The following is a 17,645-nucleotide window of genomic DNA, read 5'->3' as shown; positions in this document are numbered from 1 at the left end:
TCCATACGAAGAGCTTCGTCGAGCCGTCAGTAACAATGAACTGATCTCACGGGCTCACGCTGTGCCGGCTGTCGAGACTCCGGGGTAAACACGTACAATGAAACAACGCTAAGGTCCCGTCGGCCGAACAGACGCGTATGATCGACGACGATACGGCTCCGCCCGGGCGACAGATCGACGCCGTGGTGAGTGCGTTCAACATCATTGAAACGATCCAAGAGCTCGAACGCTGTGGCGTCACCGAGCTCGCGGACCGCCTCGACATCCCGAAGAGCACGGTGCACATCCACCTCCAGACCCTCCAAAATCTCGGATACGTCGTTAAGGAGGACGGGAAGTACCAGCTCGGACTTCGGTTCCTGAAGCTCGGCGGGCGGGTCCGCCACAACCGAAGCATCTTCCAAGTGGCGCGGTCGGAGGTTGACGACCTGTCCCGTTCCACCGGCGAAGTCGGGACGATCGGTTACGAGGAGAACGGACAGCGGGTGCTCGTCTACCGAACCGAGCCGTTCGAGGGGGTTTCGGACAACGCACCGACGGGCGAGTTCACGGAGATGCACTGGACTGCCCTCGGGAAGGCGCTTCTCTCGCAGCGAACCGACGAAGAGGTGAAAAGTATCGTCGATCGGTACGGGCTCCCTCGCGCGACGGAAAACACCATTACAGACCTCGACGAGTTGCTCGATGAACTCGACGAGATCCGCGCACAAGGGTACTCCGTCGAAGACGAAGAGCGTGTCAAGGGTGTCAAATCGATCGCGGTCCCGATACGCGACGAAGCAAACCGCGCCGGCAACTCCGCCATCTCGATCACCGGCCCGAAACACCGGTTCGACGAGGAGCGCGTCCAGTCGGAACTCCTCCCGGACCTCCACAATGCGGCGAACGTGATCGAACTCCAGTACAAACACTACTGATCGGCGCCACTCGGAGAGGGCCTCCCGATCCGATCCCATCGTCACTCCGGCACCCCATTACAATCGTATTTGTGTAATTTATTTGCTCAGCTGAAACCGATATCGTTCAATGTAGGTGGACGCCGGTAGAAGAAAAAGAAACGGCTAAAATGGCCGTCACATCGGGATCAGGTGGTGATATCGAGATACAAGATGTCCAATATTGGTGGACACCATCCGACGCACGTCGGCGACGAGGCTCGGTCATCGATCGACCCGTTCGGGCCGAAAAGCCCCCTGTAGAACAAATTTTATCTACGAGAGCCGAATTACTGCTGACACATGGTACGATTATCGCTGATCCTACCGCCGGAGCCGGACGACCGGTGGCACCTCGCTCGACAGATGGGTGTCACAAGCGCGGTCGTCCACCCACTCGAAATCGGGGACGACAAGACGAACTGGACGTACGACGAACTCAAGGGGATGGCCAACTGGTTCGAGGAGGTCAGCATCGACCTCTCGGTTATCGAGGGGTCCGTGCCGCTCACGGATCGTGTCCGTTTGGGGTTGGACGGTCGCGATGAGGACATCGCGGAGTTCAAGCAGTTCCTCCGTGACTGCGGCGCAGTCGGAATCCCCGTGGTGTGTTACGACTGGATGGCCGGCGTCAGGTGGGCCCGGACCGAAGCCCACGTTGAGACACGGGGTGGGGCGTACACGACCGGGTATACAGACGAACGGATGTCCGGAGGCCCCGCGATCGACGACGCCGACGTGACGCGCGAGCAGCTCTGGGACGCGCTCGAACACTTCCTGACGGAAGTCGTTCCCGTCGCCGAAGAAGCCGGCGTGAAGCTCGGACTCCACCCGGCGGACCCGCCGATCGATTCGGTCCGCGGGATTCCCCGGATCGCCAACAGCGTCGAGTCCTACGACCGGATACTCGACACCGTCGACAGCGGGCACAACGGGGTGACGTTCTGTCAAGGGAACTTCGCCGCGATGGGTGCCGACGTTCCCGAGGCAATCCGGCACTTCGGCGACCGGATCAACTTCGCGCACTTCCGCGACGTGGAAGGAGAGGCCGACGACTTCGTCGAAACGTGGCACGATGACGGACCGACGGACATGCTCGCCGCGATGCAGGCGTTCGAGGACGTTGGCTTCGACGGACCGATGCGCCCGGACCACGTCCCCACGATGGCGGGCGAGGACAACTCCAACCCCGGCTACCACACAAAGGGGCGGCTTTTCGCTATCGGCTACATGCGGGGACTCTTGGAACAGACAACCGCGAACCGCGATCGGACCGGGGTCCACGAGGCGGCGGTCAACCCCGAGACGAGTGCCAACTGATCGCGGACGACTCGGGTCGTTCCCTCCTTCAGTCCAGTCCGAGAACGGACACACCGGACGAAAAGATACATGCCGCCGTGTCCCAGAGGTAGAGGCGAGTCAGACAATGAGCGTTCCCAACGACTTCGATATCGACGATAAGGTGTGCGTCGTCACCGGCGGCTCCGGCGTGCTCGGCTCCGAGATGGCGCGCGCGCTCGGGGAGAACGGTGCGACCGTCGTGGTCCTCGCGCGGGGCGAAGAGAAGCTGCGCGAGACAGGCGAGGAGCTAGCGGCGGCCGGGATCGAACACCTCACGGTGTCGGCGTCGGTCCTCGACCGCGCCGAACTCGAGGCGGCCGCCGAGACGGTGATCGACGAGTACGGCCGGATCGACGTTCTGATCAACGCCGCCGGCGGTAACAGCCCTGACGCGACCACGGGGCCGAACACGTCCTTCTTCGACCTCTCGGCTGAGGGGTTCCAGCAGGTGCTGAATCTCAACTTCACCGGCACCGTGCTCGCCTCGCAGGTCTTCGGCGAGTACATGGTCGAGGAGGGGACGGGCTGTATCCTCAACGTCTCCTCGATGAACGCCTACACGCCGCTGACGAAGATCCCGGCGTACTCAGGCGCGAAGGCCGCGGTGTCGAACTTCACTGAGTGGCTCGCCGTCCACATGGCGCACAACTACTCAACGGATGTCCGCGTGAACGCCATCGCACCCGGGTTCTTCCTCACCGAGCAGAACCGCTACCTGCTCATCGACGAGGAGTCGGACGAGTACACGGACCGCGGACAGGCGATCATCGATCACACGCCGCAAGATCGGTTCGGGCGGCCGGAGGACCTCTCGACGACCGCCCTGTGGCTCGTCTCGCCGGGCGCGGAGTTCGTCCACGGCGCGTCGATCCCCGTCGACGGCGGGTTCTCCGCGTTCAGCGGCGTCTAAGGCACTTTCTGTTTCCCTTCCACAGTAGAAACGGACCGTCAGCGACTCAGAAGTCCCACAGTTCCGCCGGACGCTCGTACGACACCTGTCGCACGCGGCCCTCGGCGACCGTCATCGGTATCTGCCCGCGCTCGACCATCTCTCCAACCACGTTCGCCAGCGATCGGCGGAACATCTCGAAGCGCGACCCGAACGACATGAGCTTCCGCGAGTCGCTCACCATGCCGCCGTAGTTCGCGAGCAGGTCGACGGTTCCGACGTACTCCAACTGGGAGCGAATTCCGTTCGGGCTGTCGTTGAACCACCATGCCGCGCCGACGCTGACGTTCGGGAACGCGCGGGCGACGGTCGCGACGGTCGGGTAGTGGGTCGGATCGACGACGTAAAGGACGATATCCAGTTCCTCGTCGAAGCGGTTGAGGAAGTGTCGCAGACCGTCCGCGAGCTGGAGATCGCCCGTGGAGATATCGCCGCCGGCGTCGGCCCCAAGCTCGTCGTACAGCGAGTCGCGGTAGTCCCGGACCGGACCGATGTGGAGCTGCATCACCCAGTCGGTTTCGCGGTTCATTTCGCCGATCCGTTCGAGAACGAACGCTTCGAAGTCGCCCACGTCATCGTCGGTCAGCGCCTCACCGGCGTACGCGCGCTCGTACACGTCGGCTGCACGCCGCCGATCGACCGGCTTCGACCGGGGCTCATTCAGGCCGTGATCGCTCGCGCCACAGCCGTTGGCCTCGAAGTACTCGTGACTCGTCCGGAGCGCGGCGAGGAACCCGTCGAGGTCCGAGACGTCCGTGTCCGTGGTGTCGCCGAGCGTCCCGACGTACTCGCGCCAGCCCGCCGCGTCGATTTCCATCGCGGCGTCCGGGCGCCACGTCGGACGCACGGTGATGTCGTTTAGCTCCTCGGCGAGTGTCCGGTGGTGTTCCAGATCGGAGGTCGGAGCGTCCGTGCTGGAGACGACCTCGACGTTCATCTCTCGGAGCAGTTGGCGCTGGCGCATCGCCGGGTCGTCAAGCGCCGCCCTCGTCTCCGCCCAGATCTCGTCGGCGGTGTCCGCCGAGATCGGTTTGTCGATACCGAAGCGCCGCTTCAGATCGAGGTGGACCCACTCGTACGTGGGGTTGCCGGCGAACTCCGGAAACACCGACGCGAGTGCGTCCCATTTCTTGCGGTTCGTCGCGTCACCCGTGATCTTCCGCTCCGGAACGCCGCGTTTCCGCATCAGTTGCCAGACGTAGTGGTCTGTCTCCCCTTCGGCCTCCCAGATGTCGGTCCAGCCCTCGTTCCGCGCCAGCGCCGCCACGTCGACGTGACTGTGTGGATCGAGGACGGGCAGATCGCGGATCTCGTCGTACAGTCGGCGAGCCGACGCCGATTCGAGCAAGTAATCCTCGTCGAGGAATCCCATACTGGTCAATCTGTCTGTAGCCATAATAAACCCATTACGGTTCCAATTCCACGACAAGTAGTGATAAACGAGGAGAAGTACCGTTAGTTGGTTCACCCAAAAAATTATTAAGTATTACATTGCATCTGAAAATGCGATGCGAGAAAGACAGGCAAGCGATATCGAAGAGGCATCAGTCTCGAATCACTCCGACACCAGCGACACGGATCAAACGGCGGCCTCACGGCGTGGTCTCATGAAACTGATCGGAACCGCGTCGGCGGCCGCAGCGCTAGGTAGCGGCGTTGCGAGCGGGAATCCCGATACTTCCCATGACCCAGACGTTGACGAACTAGTCGAACAGATGACTCTCGAAGAGAAAGTTGGCCGTACCTACGCGGCTGACAGGTACATTCAGGGGATTGACCGGTTAGGAGTGCCAGGTATCAGGAATGTCAATGGGCCGGCGGGTGCCTCATTGGCGGACTTCATCGATGGGGCAGAAACCACGGAGTTCCCGCACACGATAGCCGCCGCCGCGACCTTCAATCCGGAATTGATCAACGAACAGGGACGAGCAATCGCTCGAGAAGCGAAAGACGGGGGAGCATCTGGACTCTTCGGCCAATCGATCGACATCACGCGAATACCGTTACACAGCCGAAGCGGCGAGTCCTTCGGAGAGGATCCTTACCTTGCATCGGCGTTGACGGAGAGTATCACCAATGGACTTCAATCGGAAGGGGTGATCGCGACCCTGAAACACTACTGTGCGTACAATCAAACCCGAACCACCGGGGATGTCGAAGACTACTATTCGACCTCGGAACACAACGTCGTGGTGAGCGAACGAGCACTCCGAGAGATCTACCTTCCGCCGTTCAGAGCGGGGGTCGTCGAGGGAGGTGCAGGTGCGATAATGACCGCGTACAATCGGATCAACGGCACGTATGCCGCCGAACATGAGGATCTGCTCGATGACATCTTGAAAGGCGAATGGGGATTCGACGGATACGTGATCTCAGATTACGGTGGGACCCACAGTAGCGTGCGTTCAGCGGTCAACGGGCTTGACGTCGAGCTAGTCGGAGACGAGCCGGAGTACTTCGGTCAGAATCTCCAGGAAGCGGTGGAGAACGATGAGCTGAGAGAGGGCACCGTTGATGAGATGGTCGCTAGGACCCTTCACTCACAAAAAGAGATTGGAGCACTCTCGGGAGACCGGATTGGAAGTGAGCCGGCTCGAAACACAGAGGATCACTTCGCCATCGCGGAACAGATGGCCAGAGAAGGGACAGTACTCCTGAAAAACGATGACCTGTTACCACTCGATACTGGCCAAATAGACGAGATCGCGCTCGTCGGACCGGCTCCAACGGAATTTAAAGAGGACATCGGCGGGAGTGACGGAATTAACGAGAGCCGGCGGATCTCGCCGGTGGAGGGACTCGAAGCCGTCACCGACGACGACACTGTGATTACGACGGTATCGTCGGACCGCACTGAATTAGTGACCGCTGACGACGGATTCGGCTACGAGTCCTATGACGAAGCCGACTTCAGCGGAGAGCCGATTGAGACGGGTACCGTTTCTGAAATCGACTATGAGGGGGATGCATCCTCAATTACGTGGACGGGTGAGATCACGCCGAGTATTACGGGAACCTACGGTATCTCGTTCACGAGCATAGGCTCTGGAACCGTCTCCGTGGACGGAGAGCAAGTCGTCTACACGGAAGGGGGAGGATTTGGGGGCCCTGATACCGAGGTGTCCGCGGTGTCGCTGGCAGCCGGAGAATCCTACGAGATCGCTGTCGAAGTGAACGGTGGGGGTCCCGTCCGTTTGGAGTGGAATCCGCCCACTGGCATCCGGGAGGCGGCCGAGGCGGCTGCGAACGCCGACATCGCTGTCGTCTTGACCCGGACATACACCGATTACGGTGACGACCGAAAACAGTACGCGCTTCCGGACAACCAGGATGCGCTCATCGAGAGCGTCATTGAGTCGAACGAAGATACAGCGGTCTTAGTGAATGCGACCTCCGCCGTGGCAATGCCGTGGGTCAATGACGTTCCGGCGATTATGCAACTGTGGTTCCCCGGACAGGAGGGAGGCCGTGCTCTCGGTGATCTCCTCGTCGGAAACGCAAATCCATCGGGGAAAGCGCCCGTGACATTCGCCGAATCTATCGAAGACTATCTCCCACAGGAGGTTGATACGCTCCCTGACAGTGCACGTGGCTATCCGGGTGTGGAGGGCAACGTGTACTACGATGAAGACGTCTTCGTCGGCTACCGCCACTTCGACGAAGCAGGTATCGAGCCGATGTTCCCATTTGGACACGGGGAATCCTACACCACCTTCGAATACGGTCGCGTCAAGCTCTCGAAGGCCTTGACGACACCCGAAGAGGGTGTGACGGTGAGTGTTGAGGTGACGAATACGGGCGAAACAGATGGAGCAGAAGCCGTGCAGGTGTACCTCAGCGATGTCGATCCGGCAATCGAACGGCCGCCAAAGGAGCTGAAAGGTGTCGAAAAGCTCGAGATTTCCGCAGGCGAGACCAAGACTGCTAAGATCGACCTCGAAGAGGAGAGCTTCAGATACTGGAGTCCCGATGAGAGTGACTGGGCCGTGACGGGTGGCGAATACGTGGTGCAGGTGGGGAGCTCCTCTCGTGACATCCGAGAGAAACGGACGCTCCGGCTGCGAGAAGATCCGCCGCATAGAAACCAGAACGAGTCCAGCGGATCCTAATACGGTTGAGTGAGGCCGGGTGTCCGGATCTTTCTGGGCGTCATTTTTTGTATCGGATGAGACGAAACGATAACGTCCCTCACAGATAGCCATCCGTTACGTGGACAGTGCCGTCGAGAGGTTCATCTCATCAAAAAATGACACACATCAGATAGGTTTCATTAAATTTATAATGAGGGAGGATTATCTCCATGATGGATCATGATGTCCGACAAGAGCTCCGTCCCAAGACGGAGGTATATTCAACTGATCGGTGGTACCGCAGCTGCTACTGCCCTTGCCGGTTGTAGCAGTAGTAATGACACCAATAACGGAGATGGTGCCGACGGAAACGACGGAAGCGACGGAAACGACGGTAGTGACGGGGAAGACAGCGACACCTCGAACGGAGACGGGTACAACACCCTTGAGCTTCAGCACTGGTGGACCGCTGGTGGCGACAGCGAAGCCATGCAGGCACTCCTCGATCTCTTCCAAGAAGAGCATCCGGACATCACAATTCAAGAAAACCCCGTTTCTGGAGCCGGTGGAGGAAATCTCCATGCGGTTGTGCAGAATCGGATTCTCAACAACGATCCGCCGAGCACGTGGCAGGACTGGCCCGGGGCAAACCTCGAACCGTACGTTGAGGCCGACAAGCTGAACGATATCGGTGATGAGATATGGACGGACGACCTCCGAGAAGCGTATCTCGACGGACCGAAGCTGCAGGCCCGCGCGGGCGATCCAGACAATCCGTTCGTCTCGGTCCCACTCAACATCCACCGCATTAACAACCTCTTCTATAACGTCGAGGTCGTCGAGGAGGCCGGTGTCGATCCAGCATCGCTGAGTAGTCCACAAGAACTCATCGACGCGATGGAAACGATCGAATCGGAGACCGATGCCGTTGGGATGGGTCAAGAGACGAGTTCAGCACAAGGTACAGTTCAGTTGTGGGCGGTCACGTTCCTCGCCGAGGCCGGCGCCGATGCCTACATGGACTTCATTAATGGAAACACCGACGGACACGAGGACGCCGTCCGTGGTGCGCTGGAAACGGTCGCGGAGTACGCCAACTACTACACCAGCGACGCGGGGTCGATCAATCAGGACGAGGCCGGATACAAAGTCGCTAACGGTGAAGCCGCCTTTATGAACCAAGGTGACTGGCAAGCCGGGAACTTCCAAACCATCGAAGGCGTTGATTACGAGTCCGGCTGGGATCACGTCCCATGGCCGGGGACGGAAGGCTACTACCAACTCAACATGGACGGGTTCGCCTTCCCGAAAAACAATCCGTCACCCGATGCGACTCGGGAGTTCCTGAAATTCCTTGGAACCGTCGAGGCTCAGCAAACGTTCAATCCGCTCAAAGGGTCGATCCCGCCACGCTCAGATGTTCCGACTGACGAGTTCCCGCCGTTTCAGCAGAAGGAGATGGAACAGTTCGCGAACTCCGAAGCCCAACCGCCATCCATCGCCCATGGACTGGCAGTATCGCCCGAGGCCCTCAACTCCATTACCGAGGTTATGGCAAACTTCATCTCTGGATACGACGTCGAAAGTGCCCAGCAGGGCCTCTTAGACGCGGTCAGCAACTAGCCCGATAGTAAAGTATGAACCGTATCGCCCCCATTTTTGTGAGCTCTGTATGCCACGATGGGTAATGAGATATAATCACATGCCACAACCACGGTCCACCTGTGGATCTAGTGTACCGATAATGCACGCATCTAATCACTCGTCCACGGACGGTCTGACTGACCGAGTGTGGTCCGGTCCTTCCATTATCCAGAACCAGATGTTACAAAGAGAATATCTGTCCGAACGTCGCTCGAGTACCGACCACGGAACCCGACTGAAAGATGTAGCCCGTAGAGATCTGCGCGGCGGGGTCCGCTCATCATCCGAGAGGTGTATGTGTGGGAGATAACGCGACAATCCTCACCCGGATCCGTCGGAGCGATTTCCTTCGCTCGTTGCCGTTCTGGGGTATCCCCACGGTTCTGCTAGGACTCTTCGTGTACGGAGGGATTTTCTGGAATTTCGTCTTATCCCTGACGGATTTCAGTGGCTTCACGCTGCCCACGTACGAGATCGCCAATTTCGATTTCGAGATGTATACCGAACTGCTGTCAGATCCTACGTTCTGGACGGCCACTCGAAACACCGTTGTCCTGCTGGTCGTCTTTACGGTTGTCACGCTGTTCGTGGGGCTACTCTTAGCAATACTGCTGGATCAAAAAATCCGTTTCAGAGGCGTCTTTCGGACAATCTACTTGTTGCCGTTCAGCCTCTCGTTCGTCGTGACAGGCGTTCTATGGCTGTGGATGTTCAACTTCAACACCGGAGTCATCAACTCGATAGTTCGCGGGGTTGGCTTAGGGTTTCTGGCCCAACACTGGCTATCAAATCCGAATCTACAGCTCGCTTCTGTCATCGTCGCACTCGTGTGGCAGTACAGTGGCTATGCGATGGTGATCTATTTGGCGAACTTGCAGCGGATCCCGACTGAACACTACGAGGCAGCCAAGATCGATGGGGCGTCGTGGTTCAGTACCTATCGCGAAGTTATTGTCCCGCAGCTCAGCTCAGCGGCCGTGAGCATCGCTGTTGTGGTGATGGTGTTCGCGCTAAAGGCATTCAGTTGGTTATACGTCGTCTTCGGAGATAATCCCGGTCCAGCCGCGGATATCCTTGCGACGATGATGTACCGTGAAGCATTCGTGGCGAATCAGTGGGCATATGGAGCCGCAATTGGGACTCTGCTGTTTGTCGTCTCGATCGCGATTGTTGGTCCCTATCTGTACTGGCAGTATCGGAGGGGTGAACTCTGACGATGCCTGGACCGAGAACCAAGCCCGAAAAAGAGAGGATCGTCCAGCAAGCGATCCATCCATGAGGTAATCAAAATGCAACTGATAACGACAATACAGGAAACAACAAGTGAACTGAGAAGGTTGATCCAGAGTACAACAGATAAGTTACGGAGTCGTGAAGGTGGCTTCACGCTTGTCGTTCAGATACTCGCCGTGCTGGGAGCATTCGTGTTCCTCCTCCCACTTCACGCCGGGTTGATGACGTCTATCAAGACCATTTCCGAGTTTGCCCAGTCACTCCCAATGGCACCGCCAGAACCGGGAGGATTTTCGCTCAGTCCGTGGCTAGCGGCGCTGGACATTCTGGGCCCTTCGATGATCAACAGCTTCGCGTTCACAATTCCCGCAATGGTCTTTTCCGCAGTTCTGGGAAGCTTGGCCGCGTACGGTTTGACGATGGTCGACTGGCGGGGACAGGTCGGGCTCATGGCTATTTTCGTCGCCGCCACGTTCCTCCCGAAACAGGCGATCGTCGTTCCGCTCTCTCGGTTTTGGAGTATCGTCGACATTCACGCGGTCCTGGCAAACCTCGGACCGGTTAATCTCTGGGCGCTTCCATACATTCAGGATTACCACGCGACAATCATCGAGTTGATTATCACCCATAGTGCGTACGGGATCAGCATCTGTACACTCTTATTCAGAGGGTACTACCTGACGATCGATCAGGAACTGATGGAGGCCGCTCGGCTCGATGGTGCGAGTATCTTCCAGATATACCGGGAGATCATCGTACCACTCTCGTATCCGATGTTCGCAGTCGTGCTCATCTTCCAGTTCACGACAATTTGGAATGAGTTCTTTTACGGTCTCATTATTTCGGCCGGTAGCCAAGCAGCTCCCGTGACGGTCGCGCTAAACGATCTTAATAGTGGATACGCACAGCTGTACAACCGACAGACGGCAGGCGCATTTATCGTTGCACTGCCGACGCTCATCGTGTACCTCCTGTTCGGCGATAAGTTCGCTGAGGGAGTCAAATAACCCGATTCACAACAATGTCCAACCTATCATTCAATGACGTGACGAAACGGTACGGCGACGTGGTCGCAGTACAGGACCTCGATATCGACATCGAGGATGGCGAGTTCATCGTCATCGTCGGACCGTCCGGCTGTGGAAAAACCACAACCCTGCGGATGGTCGCCGGATTCGAAGAGATCTCCGAAGGAGAGATCTCTATCAAAAATGAGGTCATCAACAACCAGCGCCCACAGGAACGGGACATCGCGATGGTGTTTCAGTCGTACGCGCTGTACCCGCACATGACCGTCAAAGAGAACATCGGCTTCGGTCTCAGGCACTCGACAGATTTCTCCAGCGAAGCGATTGAAACGAAAGTCGTGGAGACTGCGGAGATGCTCGGAATTGGTGGGCTACTTGACCGTAAGCCGGAGGATCTCTCTGGTGGACAGCAACAGCGCGTCGCCCTCGGGCGGGCAATTATCCGGGATCCGGACGTGTTCCTGATGGACGAGCCGTTATCAAACCTTGATGCGAAGCTCCGGGCGCAGATGCGGACGGAACTACAACACATCCAGGGGCAGTTGGATGTCACGACGCTGTATGTCACCCATAACCAGACAGAAGCGATGACGATGGGTGACCGAATTATCATCCTCGACGGGGGTAAACTTCAGCAATTTGGGACACCGATGGAGTGCTATCACAAACCAAACAATCAGTTCGTTGCTGGATTTATTGGTGAACCATCGATGAATTTTGTCGCGCTCAGCCGAGAAAGCGGAACGCTTGCGCGTGAGAACTTTAGGTACGAATTGACCGATGAGATGGTCGGGAGCATCAGTGCTACACCAGAGATAACGCTGGGTATTCGTCCCGAAAATGTCGATGTGCTTCCGGAGCCGGAGGAACCGAACGACTTCTTCGCTACGGTCGATGTCGTCGAGCCATTCGGGAAGGAACATAACCTCTATTTGGACCCTGTGGATGCCGAATTCAGCCAACCGATCATCGCGACGATCACCGGTCGTCAGCGTTTCGAAGAAGGTGACCGCATCGGCGTCCGGTTCCCACCGGACTACGTTCACCTATTTGATGGGCAAACTGGAAACGCCATATGGAATCCATCAGACAATGAGGAATCGGTCCCGTCGTCAACGATATAGCGCCTGATACGACGTTCTCATTAGTCCGTTCGTCTTAATTTTCTGCTCCGATCTCAGAGGATTAGATCGCGTAGTGCTCTCTATGCACGGAGAGATCGATTCGAATGTCTCAGCGGATATCGAGGTTGGTATGTACTGTGTCTTTTGAACCTCCAATTGCTCTGTTGTCTTGATGATCCAATCTCAACGGGCATTTCAAACAGTTTGATTATATCGAACGCCTCTCAACTGCTGTGTTGAATAGATTCTGAGTCACGGTTACAGCGGTTCACACACCGATTCGATGTTGATGATGGCGAACATCAGAACGATTTCACGGAACTGTCGATACCAGCCGAGCGCTCGCACGGCGTCGCCGAGCGAGCGCTTCGTCGTCGAATACGATGTTTCGGCCATCCACCGCTGAGAGTAGCCGTTTACGCGGTTGAGCGCGTTGTTTGCGGCTGCTTTGGCTGACGAGCCACGGTAATGAACAAGGTATTCCACGTCATATGCGGCGATTTCGTACTCGGTGTGCCAGTCTTGGAAGCCGTTGTCGGCGGCGACGGACTGCAGATCGTCCGCGTTTCGCCGGACGACCTGCGGTCCGGTCTTCGTGTCGTGCTTCCACCGCGCTGTGATGTGAACGTCAAGAACAGCAAGTGATTCCACATCAGTCAATGTCGTCACTTTTAGCGTCTGTACCGTCCGTCCTGCCCGCTAGCGAAAGTACGATGATGCACATCGGCGGTCGAAGAACGTGCTGTCGAGAGCGGCGTGGCCAGACTGCGGGTGCTGCTGCGCGGAAACGCGCAGCAGCGCCCGCCACACCCACATTTTGAGCCGATCAAACAACTTGTAGAGCGTGGTGTGATCGGGGAGATCGTCCCGATCTAAGTCGAGGGCATCACGAACTTCAGCCGATTCGGCGTTTCGCGGTAGCTGTGGCCGTCTCCGAGCCGAAAACAGTGGAGAGCGACATGGACCCAGCGGGCGAACCCGCCGCTGGCGGGCTCGCCCGCATGCTTCCCTAACGCTTGTTTAGCTAGGTCACGGCACTGCTCAATGAAGTCGAGAATATCGATTTCCATGGCAGGTTCGATCTCCTCGGCTTCACCCTTCTAAACCGGTGAAATCGGTAGATACGAACGCTATTCAACACAGCAGTCATAAGCACTCTGAAGTCGAACGCCTCAACCTCTAACTTAACGCGACCTTGAACGTGCGGTCGCAATTCTTACAGAGATACCGCTGAAACACTCGATAGCTGTCGTACCGAATCACAGATTCGGCACGGCAGCGTGGGTAAGAGACGCCGTTACGCCAGCGAACCTGTGCCAGCAGGTTCGTGGCTCGACGCTCCGAGACGAACGTTTTGATTGGGAACATCGTTCGTCGGGTGACGCGGTCGCGTCACCCTTGCCTTCTGTGACTTCCAGCGACTGCTGAGAACTGACCAACGATCCTCTACCCAAGAGCGTTCTGAATAGAAGGCACGCATCATTTTTATTCCTCCGAGGTTGTGATCAGTATTCCATCGCGGCGACTTCGATTCCGGCTCGTCTACTGTCTGCCTATCCCAAACTAACAAATTTAAATTGTTAAAGTAATTTTGATAACTATATCCTCTAGGCCCTATATATCTCGATCGGCATCCGGCAGACTTGGATTACATTGGGAAGATCCATGTTGATAAATGCTATTAAAATTCCAAAATAGCATATTATCACCGTATTCCTATAAAATATATTTTCTGATTAAAATATATAATAGGTTATTTATAACGACTTATTGAAACTGAGGAACCCTTTTGGTTTCCTATCTGTGTTTTCCAATAGCGCCAAGAATAATATATCATTTTTGATGAGTATCGCAAATAATAGTATTTCTGTTATTATTTTCGCGCGCCTCACCTCGATTCGCTTCCGGTTGATCGATACGCTTCAAACGGGTGTTACTTTCCTCGGCCGGGGAATTATCAGTCGCGGTGTTTTGCGAGACACCTTTTTCAATGGGCGAGGCGTTCGCGCAGCCATGACAACCGAGGACGCCGAGCGTTCGCCCCTCTCGTCCGACGAGACGGCGGGATCGCCGGCGTCCGATCGCCCGGCGTCCGATCGCCCGGCGTCCGATCGCCCGGCGTCAGACCGCCCTGTGTCGGCGGGTCGATACTCGTGGCGCGCGTTCCTTCGCGAGATCGGTCGCGACGCCGCCGCAGCCGAGCTGTACGCCGACATCGGAGCGGTGCCGGTCGTTCCCGCGACCGCCGTCGACGCCCGCTTCGAGGGTGGTGTCGATCGGGTGGTCCGCGCGGACGGCGTCGACGAGCCGTTCCGAAGCGACGGCGACACCGTCGTTCCGGGGCACGGGACGCCCGCGGCCGGGACGGTCGTGATCGGGACTCACCACGTCGTCCTCAGCGATCGGGCCGTCGTTCCCGACGGGACGGAGAGCCACCCGACCGACGACGCGGGCGTTCCGGGGGTCGTGATCGCCGCGGGCGACGACGTGGAGGCCGTCCCGGCGCGCTCGCCGACGATCGAGGAGTGGGACCGGGTCGACGCCGATCCCGCCGCGTTCCTCGGGTTCGATCCGCGGGAGACCGAGGTCCGTATCGGCGCGGCCGCGGCCGCGGGGACCGCCCTCCGGGACCTGTGTGCGCCCCGGAGCGACGCGGCCGAGGCGTCGGCGGTCAAGGGGTCGTACACGTGGGGCGACTACCGCGACGAGTGCTTCCTCGACGAGGAGGGGAACCCGCCGACCGACGAGGAGGGAGAACCGCTGGAGTTCACGCACGACGACAAGGTCGAGGCGCTGGGGTTCGACCCCGACCGGACCGAGGAGCTTCTGGGGGCGGGCGGGGGCGGCGCGGCCGACCTCGCGGCGCTGGTCGACGAGCGCACGGTCGACGTGAACCCGGAGGTCGACGAGGACGCGTTCTTCTCGACCGACGAGGGACACACCACCCTCGCGAACCGATACGACTTGGAGAAGGCGGTGCCGACGCCGAAGAAGCGTCACTTCCGCGAGATCGAGCGGTACTGGGTGAACAAGCCGTACGCGTTCGTGGTCGTGTTCCGGTCGCGGAAGGAGAACGAGGTGAAGTACTACGCGGTCCAGCCGCACCGGACGGCGATCGAGACCGATCTGGTCGAGTTCCTCACCGGAAAGCTTCGGACCTCGATCAAGTACGCGGACGAGTCGATCGCGGGCGGCGACGAGGGGTTCCGCGAGGGCGTGATCGTCGACGAGGCGCTGACGCTGCTCGACCGGTACGGGCTCTACGAGCGCGAGGGGAGCGACCGGGGCGTCGTCGACGGCCTCGTGGAGGACCTCGCCGGTCGCTTCGGCTTCGATCTCACGGAGGGGATCGCCGGCCGGATCACCGAGTCGCTCGGGTACGAGCCGCCGACGGAGTCGAGCTCGACGCCCGCGAAGGTGCTCGCCCGACCCGAGCCCGCGGTGCTCGCGGAGGACCCGGAGACGCTCTCGGAGCATCAGGTCGAGAAGCTGCTGTACTACCTCAAGCGCGATTTTATCGGCTACGAGCGCATCGACCCGATCAAGTACGACATCAACGTCGAGGATATCTCCTGTGACGGGTACGACTCTCCCGTCTTCGTCTACCACACCGACTACGAGCAGGTCATCACCAACGTCTACCACGGGACCGACGAACTCGACGACTTCGTCGTGAAGCTCGCGCAGCGCTCCGGGAAGGGGATCTCGAAGCGGCGCCCGCAGGTGGACGCCACCCTCCCGGACGGCTCCCGCGCCCAGCTCACGCTCGGCCGCGAGGTGTCGGACCACGGGACCAACTACACGATCCGGCAGTTCAACGACGTGCCCTTCACCCCGATCGACCTGATCAACTGGAAGACGTTCTCCTTAGAGGAGATGGCCTTCCTGTGGCTCTCGATCGAGAACCACAAGAGCCTGATCTTCGCGGGCGGCACCGCCTCGGGGAAGACGACAAGCCTGAACGCCGTCTCCCTCTTTATCCCCTCAAACGCCAAGATCGTCTCGATCGAGGACACCCGCGAGGTCGAGCTCCCCCAGCGCAACTGGATCGCCTCCGTCACGCGCCCCTCCTTCTCCGACGACGACAAGGGCGACATCGACGAGTTCGATCTGCTGGAGGCCGCGCTCCGTCAGCGCCCCGACTATATCGTGATGGGCGAGATCCGCGGCGAGGAGGGCCGGACCGCGTTCCAGGTGATGTCCACGGGCCACACCACCTACACCACGTTCCACGCCGACTCCGTCGGCGAGGTGCTCAAGCGGTTCACCACCGACCCGATCAACGTCTCGAAGACGATGTTCACGGCCCTCGATCTGGTCTCCGTCCAGACCTCCACGCGGGTGCAGGGCAAGAAGGTACGCCGGAACAAGTCGCTGACCGAGATCAACCACTACGACGCCGAGAACGACGAGATAAACGTCCAAGACGTGTTCCAGTGGCAGGCGGAGACCGACGAGTTCCTCCAGATGGGCGACTCGAACACCCTCGAAGACATCATGTTCGACCGCGGCTGGAGCCGCGAGACGCTCGACGAGGAGCTGCGGAAGCGGCGCGTCGTGTTGGCGTACCTCATCGACCGCGGGCTCAACAGCTACGCGCAGGTGGCGGCGACGTTTCAGGCGTTCATCAACGACCCGGAGACGGTGCTCGCGCTCATGGCCAACGAGGAGTTAGAGCGGTCGCTGGAGGACCTCCGCGAGATGGAGTCGGTCCTCATCAACGTCGACCGCGACAAAGAGGAGATGGTCCCGCGGCCCGACCCCGACGAGGCGGGCCGCGAGGAAGCCGAGCGGATTCTGTCCGGGGCCGAGGACCTGTTCGCGGAGTACCGCGGCCGGACGCCCGACTCCGTCGCAGACGCTCTGCTCGACGCGACGCCCGCCAGCGACGTGGAGGCGCACCCCGACGACGACCGCGAGGCGCTCGGGCGGGCAACGAGCGAGGCGGCGGCGATCACGGCGGCGGGGGACGGCGATCCGGCCGCCCCGCCGAGCGCCGAGGGTGCGGAAGCGACACGGGACGCGGAAGAGGGGGCCGACGCGCCGGTGACGGGGGGCGCGGAAGCGACTGACGGCGACGGGATCGACTTCGACGAGCCGTTCGACGAGGGGATCGACGTGTTGGGCGAGACGACGGGGAACGGCGCCGGCGGGAACGACGAATCCGGCGGCGGCGGGAGCGACGAATCTGACGGCGACGAGGGCGACGAATCTGACGGCGACGAGGGCGACGAATCCGACGGGGACGGGAGCGACGACGCCGGCAACTGGGGGTTCGGGACGGTCGAGCCCCCGGAGGAGGGGTAAGCGCCGTGGCCCGA

General features: G+C 59.3%; 10 protein-coding genes and 2 pseudogenes. 9 read left to right on the top strand and 3 right to left on the bottom strand.

What is annotated here, in order from left to right; genetic code table 11:
* Window positions 1-137: 137 nt before the first annotated feature.
* The 3 genes from ESO89_RS09000 (at window position 138) to ESO89_RS08990 (ending at window position 3,186) form a co-directional block, all read left to right on the top strand.
* Window positions 138-917 (top strand): IclR family transcriptional regulator, encoded by a 780-nt coding sequence (locus ESO89_RS09000; RefSeq protein ID WP_128905196.1) that lies wholly within the window; start codon window positions 138-140, stop codon window positions 915-917.
* A gap of 321 nt (window positions 918-1,238) precedes the next feature.
* Window positions 1,239-2,255 carry a mannonate dehydratase gene (locus ESO89_RS08995; protein WP_241686175.1) on the top strand — a complete coding sequence of 339 codons (1,017 nt, stop codon included), beginning with the start codon at window positions 1,239-1,241 and terminating at the stop codon, window positions 2,253-2,255.
* 106 nt (window positions 2,256-2,361) lie between these two features.
* On the top strand, window positions 2,362-3,186 hold the full coding sequence (locus ESO89_RS08990) for an SDR family oxidoreductase (protein ID WP_128905195.1): 825 nt from the start codon (window positions 2,362-2,364) through the stop codon (window positions 3,184-3,186).
* Between the two features lie 46 nt (window positions 3,187-3,232).
* On the opposite strand, the gene uxaC is transcribed toward ESO89_RS08990, so the two are convergent.
* Window positions 3,233-4,597: a glucuronate isomerase gene (uxaC, locus tag ESO89_RS08985; RefSeq protein ID WP_128905194.1), complete on the bottom strand. Its 1,365-nt coding sequence runs from the start codon at window positions 4,595-4,597 to the stop codon at window positions 3,233-3,235.
* Between the two features lie 136 nt (window positions 4,598-4,733).
* Here uxaC and ESO89_RS08980 point away from each other — a divergent pair, with 136 nt between their 5' ends.
* The 5 genes from ESO89_RS08980 (at window position 4,734) to ESO89_RS08960 (ending at window position 12,324) form a co-directional block, all read left to right on the top strand.
* Complete coding sequence (locus tag ESO89_RS08980) at window positions 4,734-7,334, top strand: glycoside hydrolase family 3 protein (RefSeq protein WP_128905193.1); 2,601 nt, start codon at window positions 4,734-4,736, stop codon at window positions 7,332-7,334.
* A 201-nt stretch (window positions 7,335-7,535) separates the two neighbouring features.
* Entirely contained in the window at window positions 7,536-8,918 is a 1,383-nt protein-coding gene (locus ESO89_RS08975) for an ABC transporter substrate-binding protein (RefSeq protein WP_128905192.1), read from the top strand.
* 320 nt (window positions 8,919-9,238) lie between these two features.
* Window positions 9,239-10,153 carry a carbohydrate ABC transporter permease gene (locus ESO89_RS08970; RefSeq protein WP_241686174.1) on the top strand — a complete coding sequence of 305 codons (915 nt, stop codon included), beginning with the start codon at window positions 9,239-9,241 and terminating at the stop codon, window positions 10,151-10,153.
* A 75-nt stretch (window positions 10,154-10,228) separates the two neighbouring features.
* Complete coding sequence (locus ESO89_RS08965; protein ID WP_128905190.1) at window positions 10,229-11,179, top strand: carbohydrate ABC transporter permease; 951 nt, start codon at window positions 10,229-10,231, stop codon at window positions 11,177-11,179.
* 14 nt (window positions 11,180-11,193) lie between these two features.
* Window positions 11,194-12,324 carry an ABC transporter ATP-binding protein gene (locus ESO89_RS08960; RefSeq protein ID WP_128905189.1) on the top strand — a complete coding sequence of 377 codons (1,131 nt, stop codon included), beginning with the start codon at window positions 11,194-11,196 and terminating at the stop codon, window positions 12,322-12,324.
* Window positions 12,325-12,582: 258 nt separating this feature from the next.
* On the opposite strand, the pseudogene ESO89_RS08955 reads toward ESO89_RS08960, so the two are convergent.
* Together ESO89_RS08955 and ESO89_RS08950 are read right to left on the bottom strand one after the other, a co-directional pair.
* Window positions 12,583-13,394: pseudogene (locus ESO89_RS08955) on the bottom strand (IS5 family transposase).
* 127 nt (window positions 13,395-13,521) lie between these two features.
* Window positions 13,522-13,692: pseudogene (locus ESO89_RS08950) on the bottom strand (transposase-like zinc-binding domain-containing protein); the annotation flags it as partial.
* A gap of 645 nt (window positions 13,693-14,337) precedes the next feature.
* Here ESO89_RS08950 and ESO89_RS08945 point away from each other — a divergent pair.
* Window positions 14,338-17,631, top strand: a complete 3,294-nt coding sequence (locus tag ESO89_RS08945; RefSeq protein ID WP_128905188.1) for an ATPase, T2SS/T4P/T4SS family — start codon at window positions 14,338-14,340, stop codon at window positions 17,629-17,631.
* Window positions 17,632-17,645 lie beyond the last annotated feature (14 nt).

Origin of the sequence: Halorubrum amylolyticum (genome assembly GCF_004114995.1) — an archaeon.
Lineage (GTDB): Archaea > Halobacteriota > Halobacteria > Halobacteriales > Haloferacaceae > Halorubrum > Halorubrum amylolyticum.
This window is presented reverse-complemented; position numbering and strand designations above follow the sequence as displayed.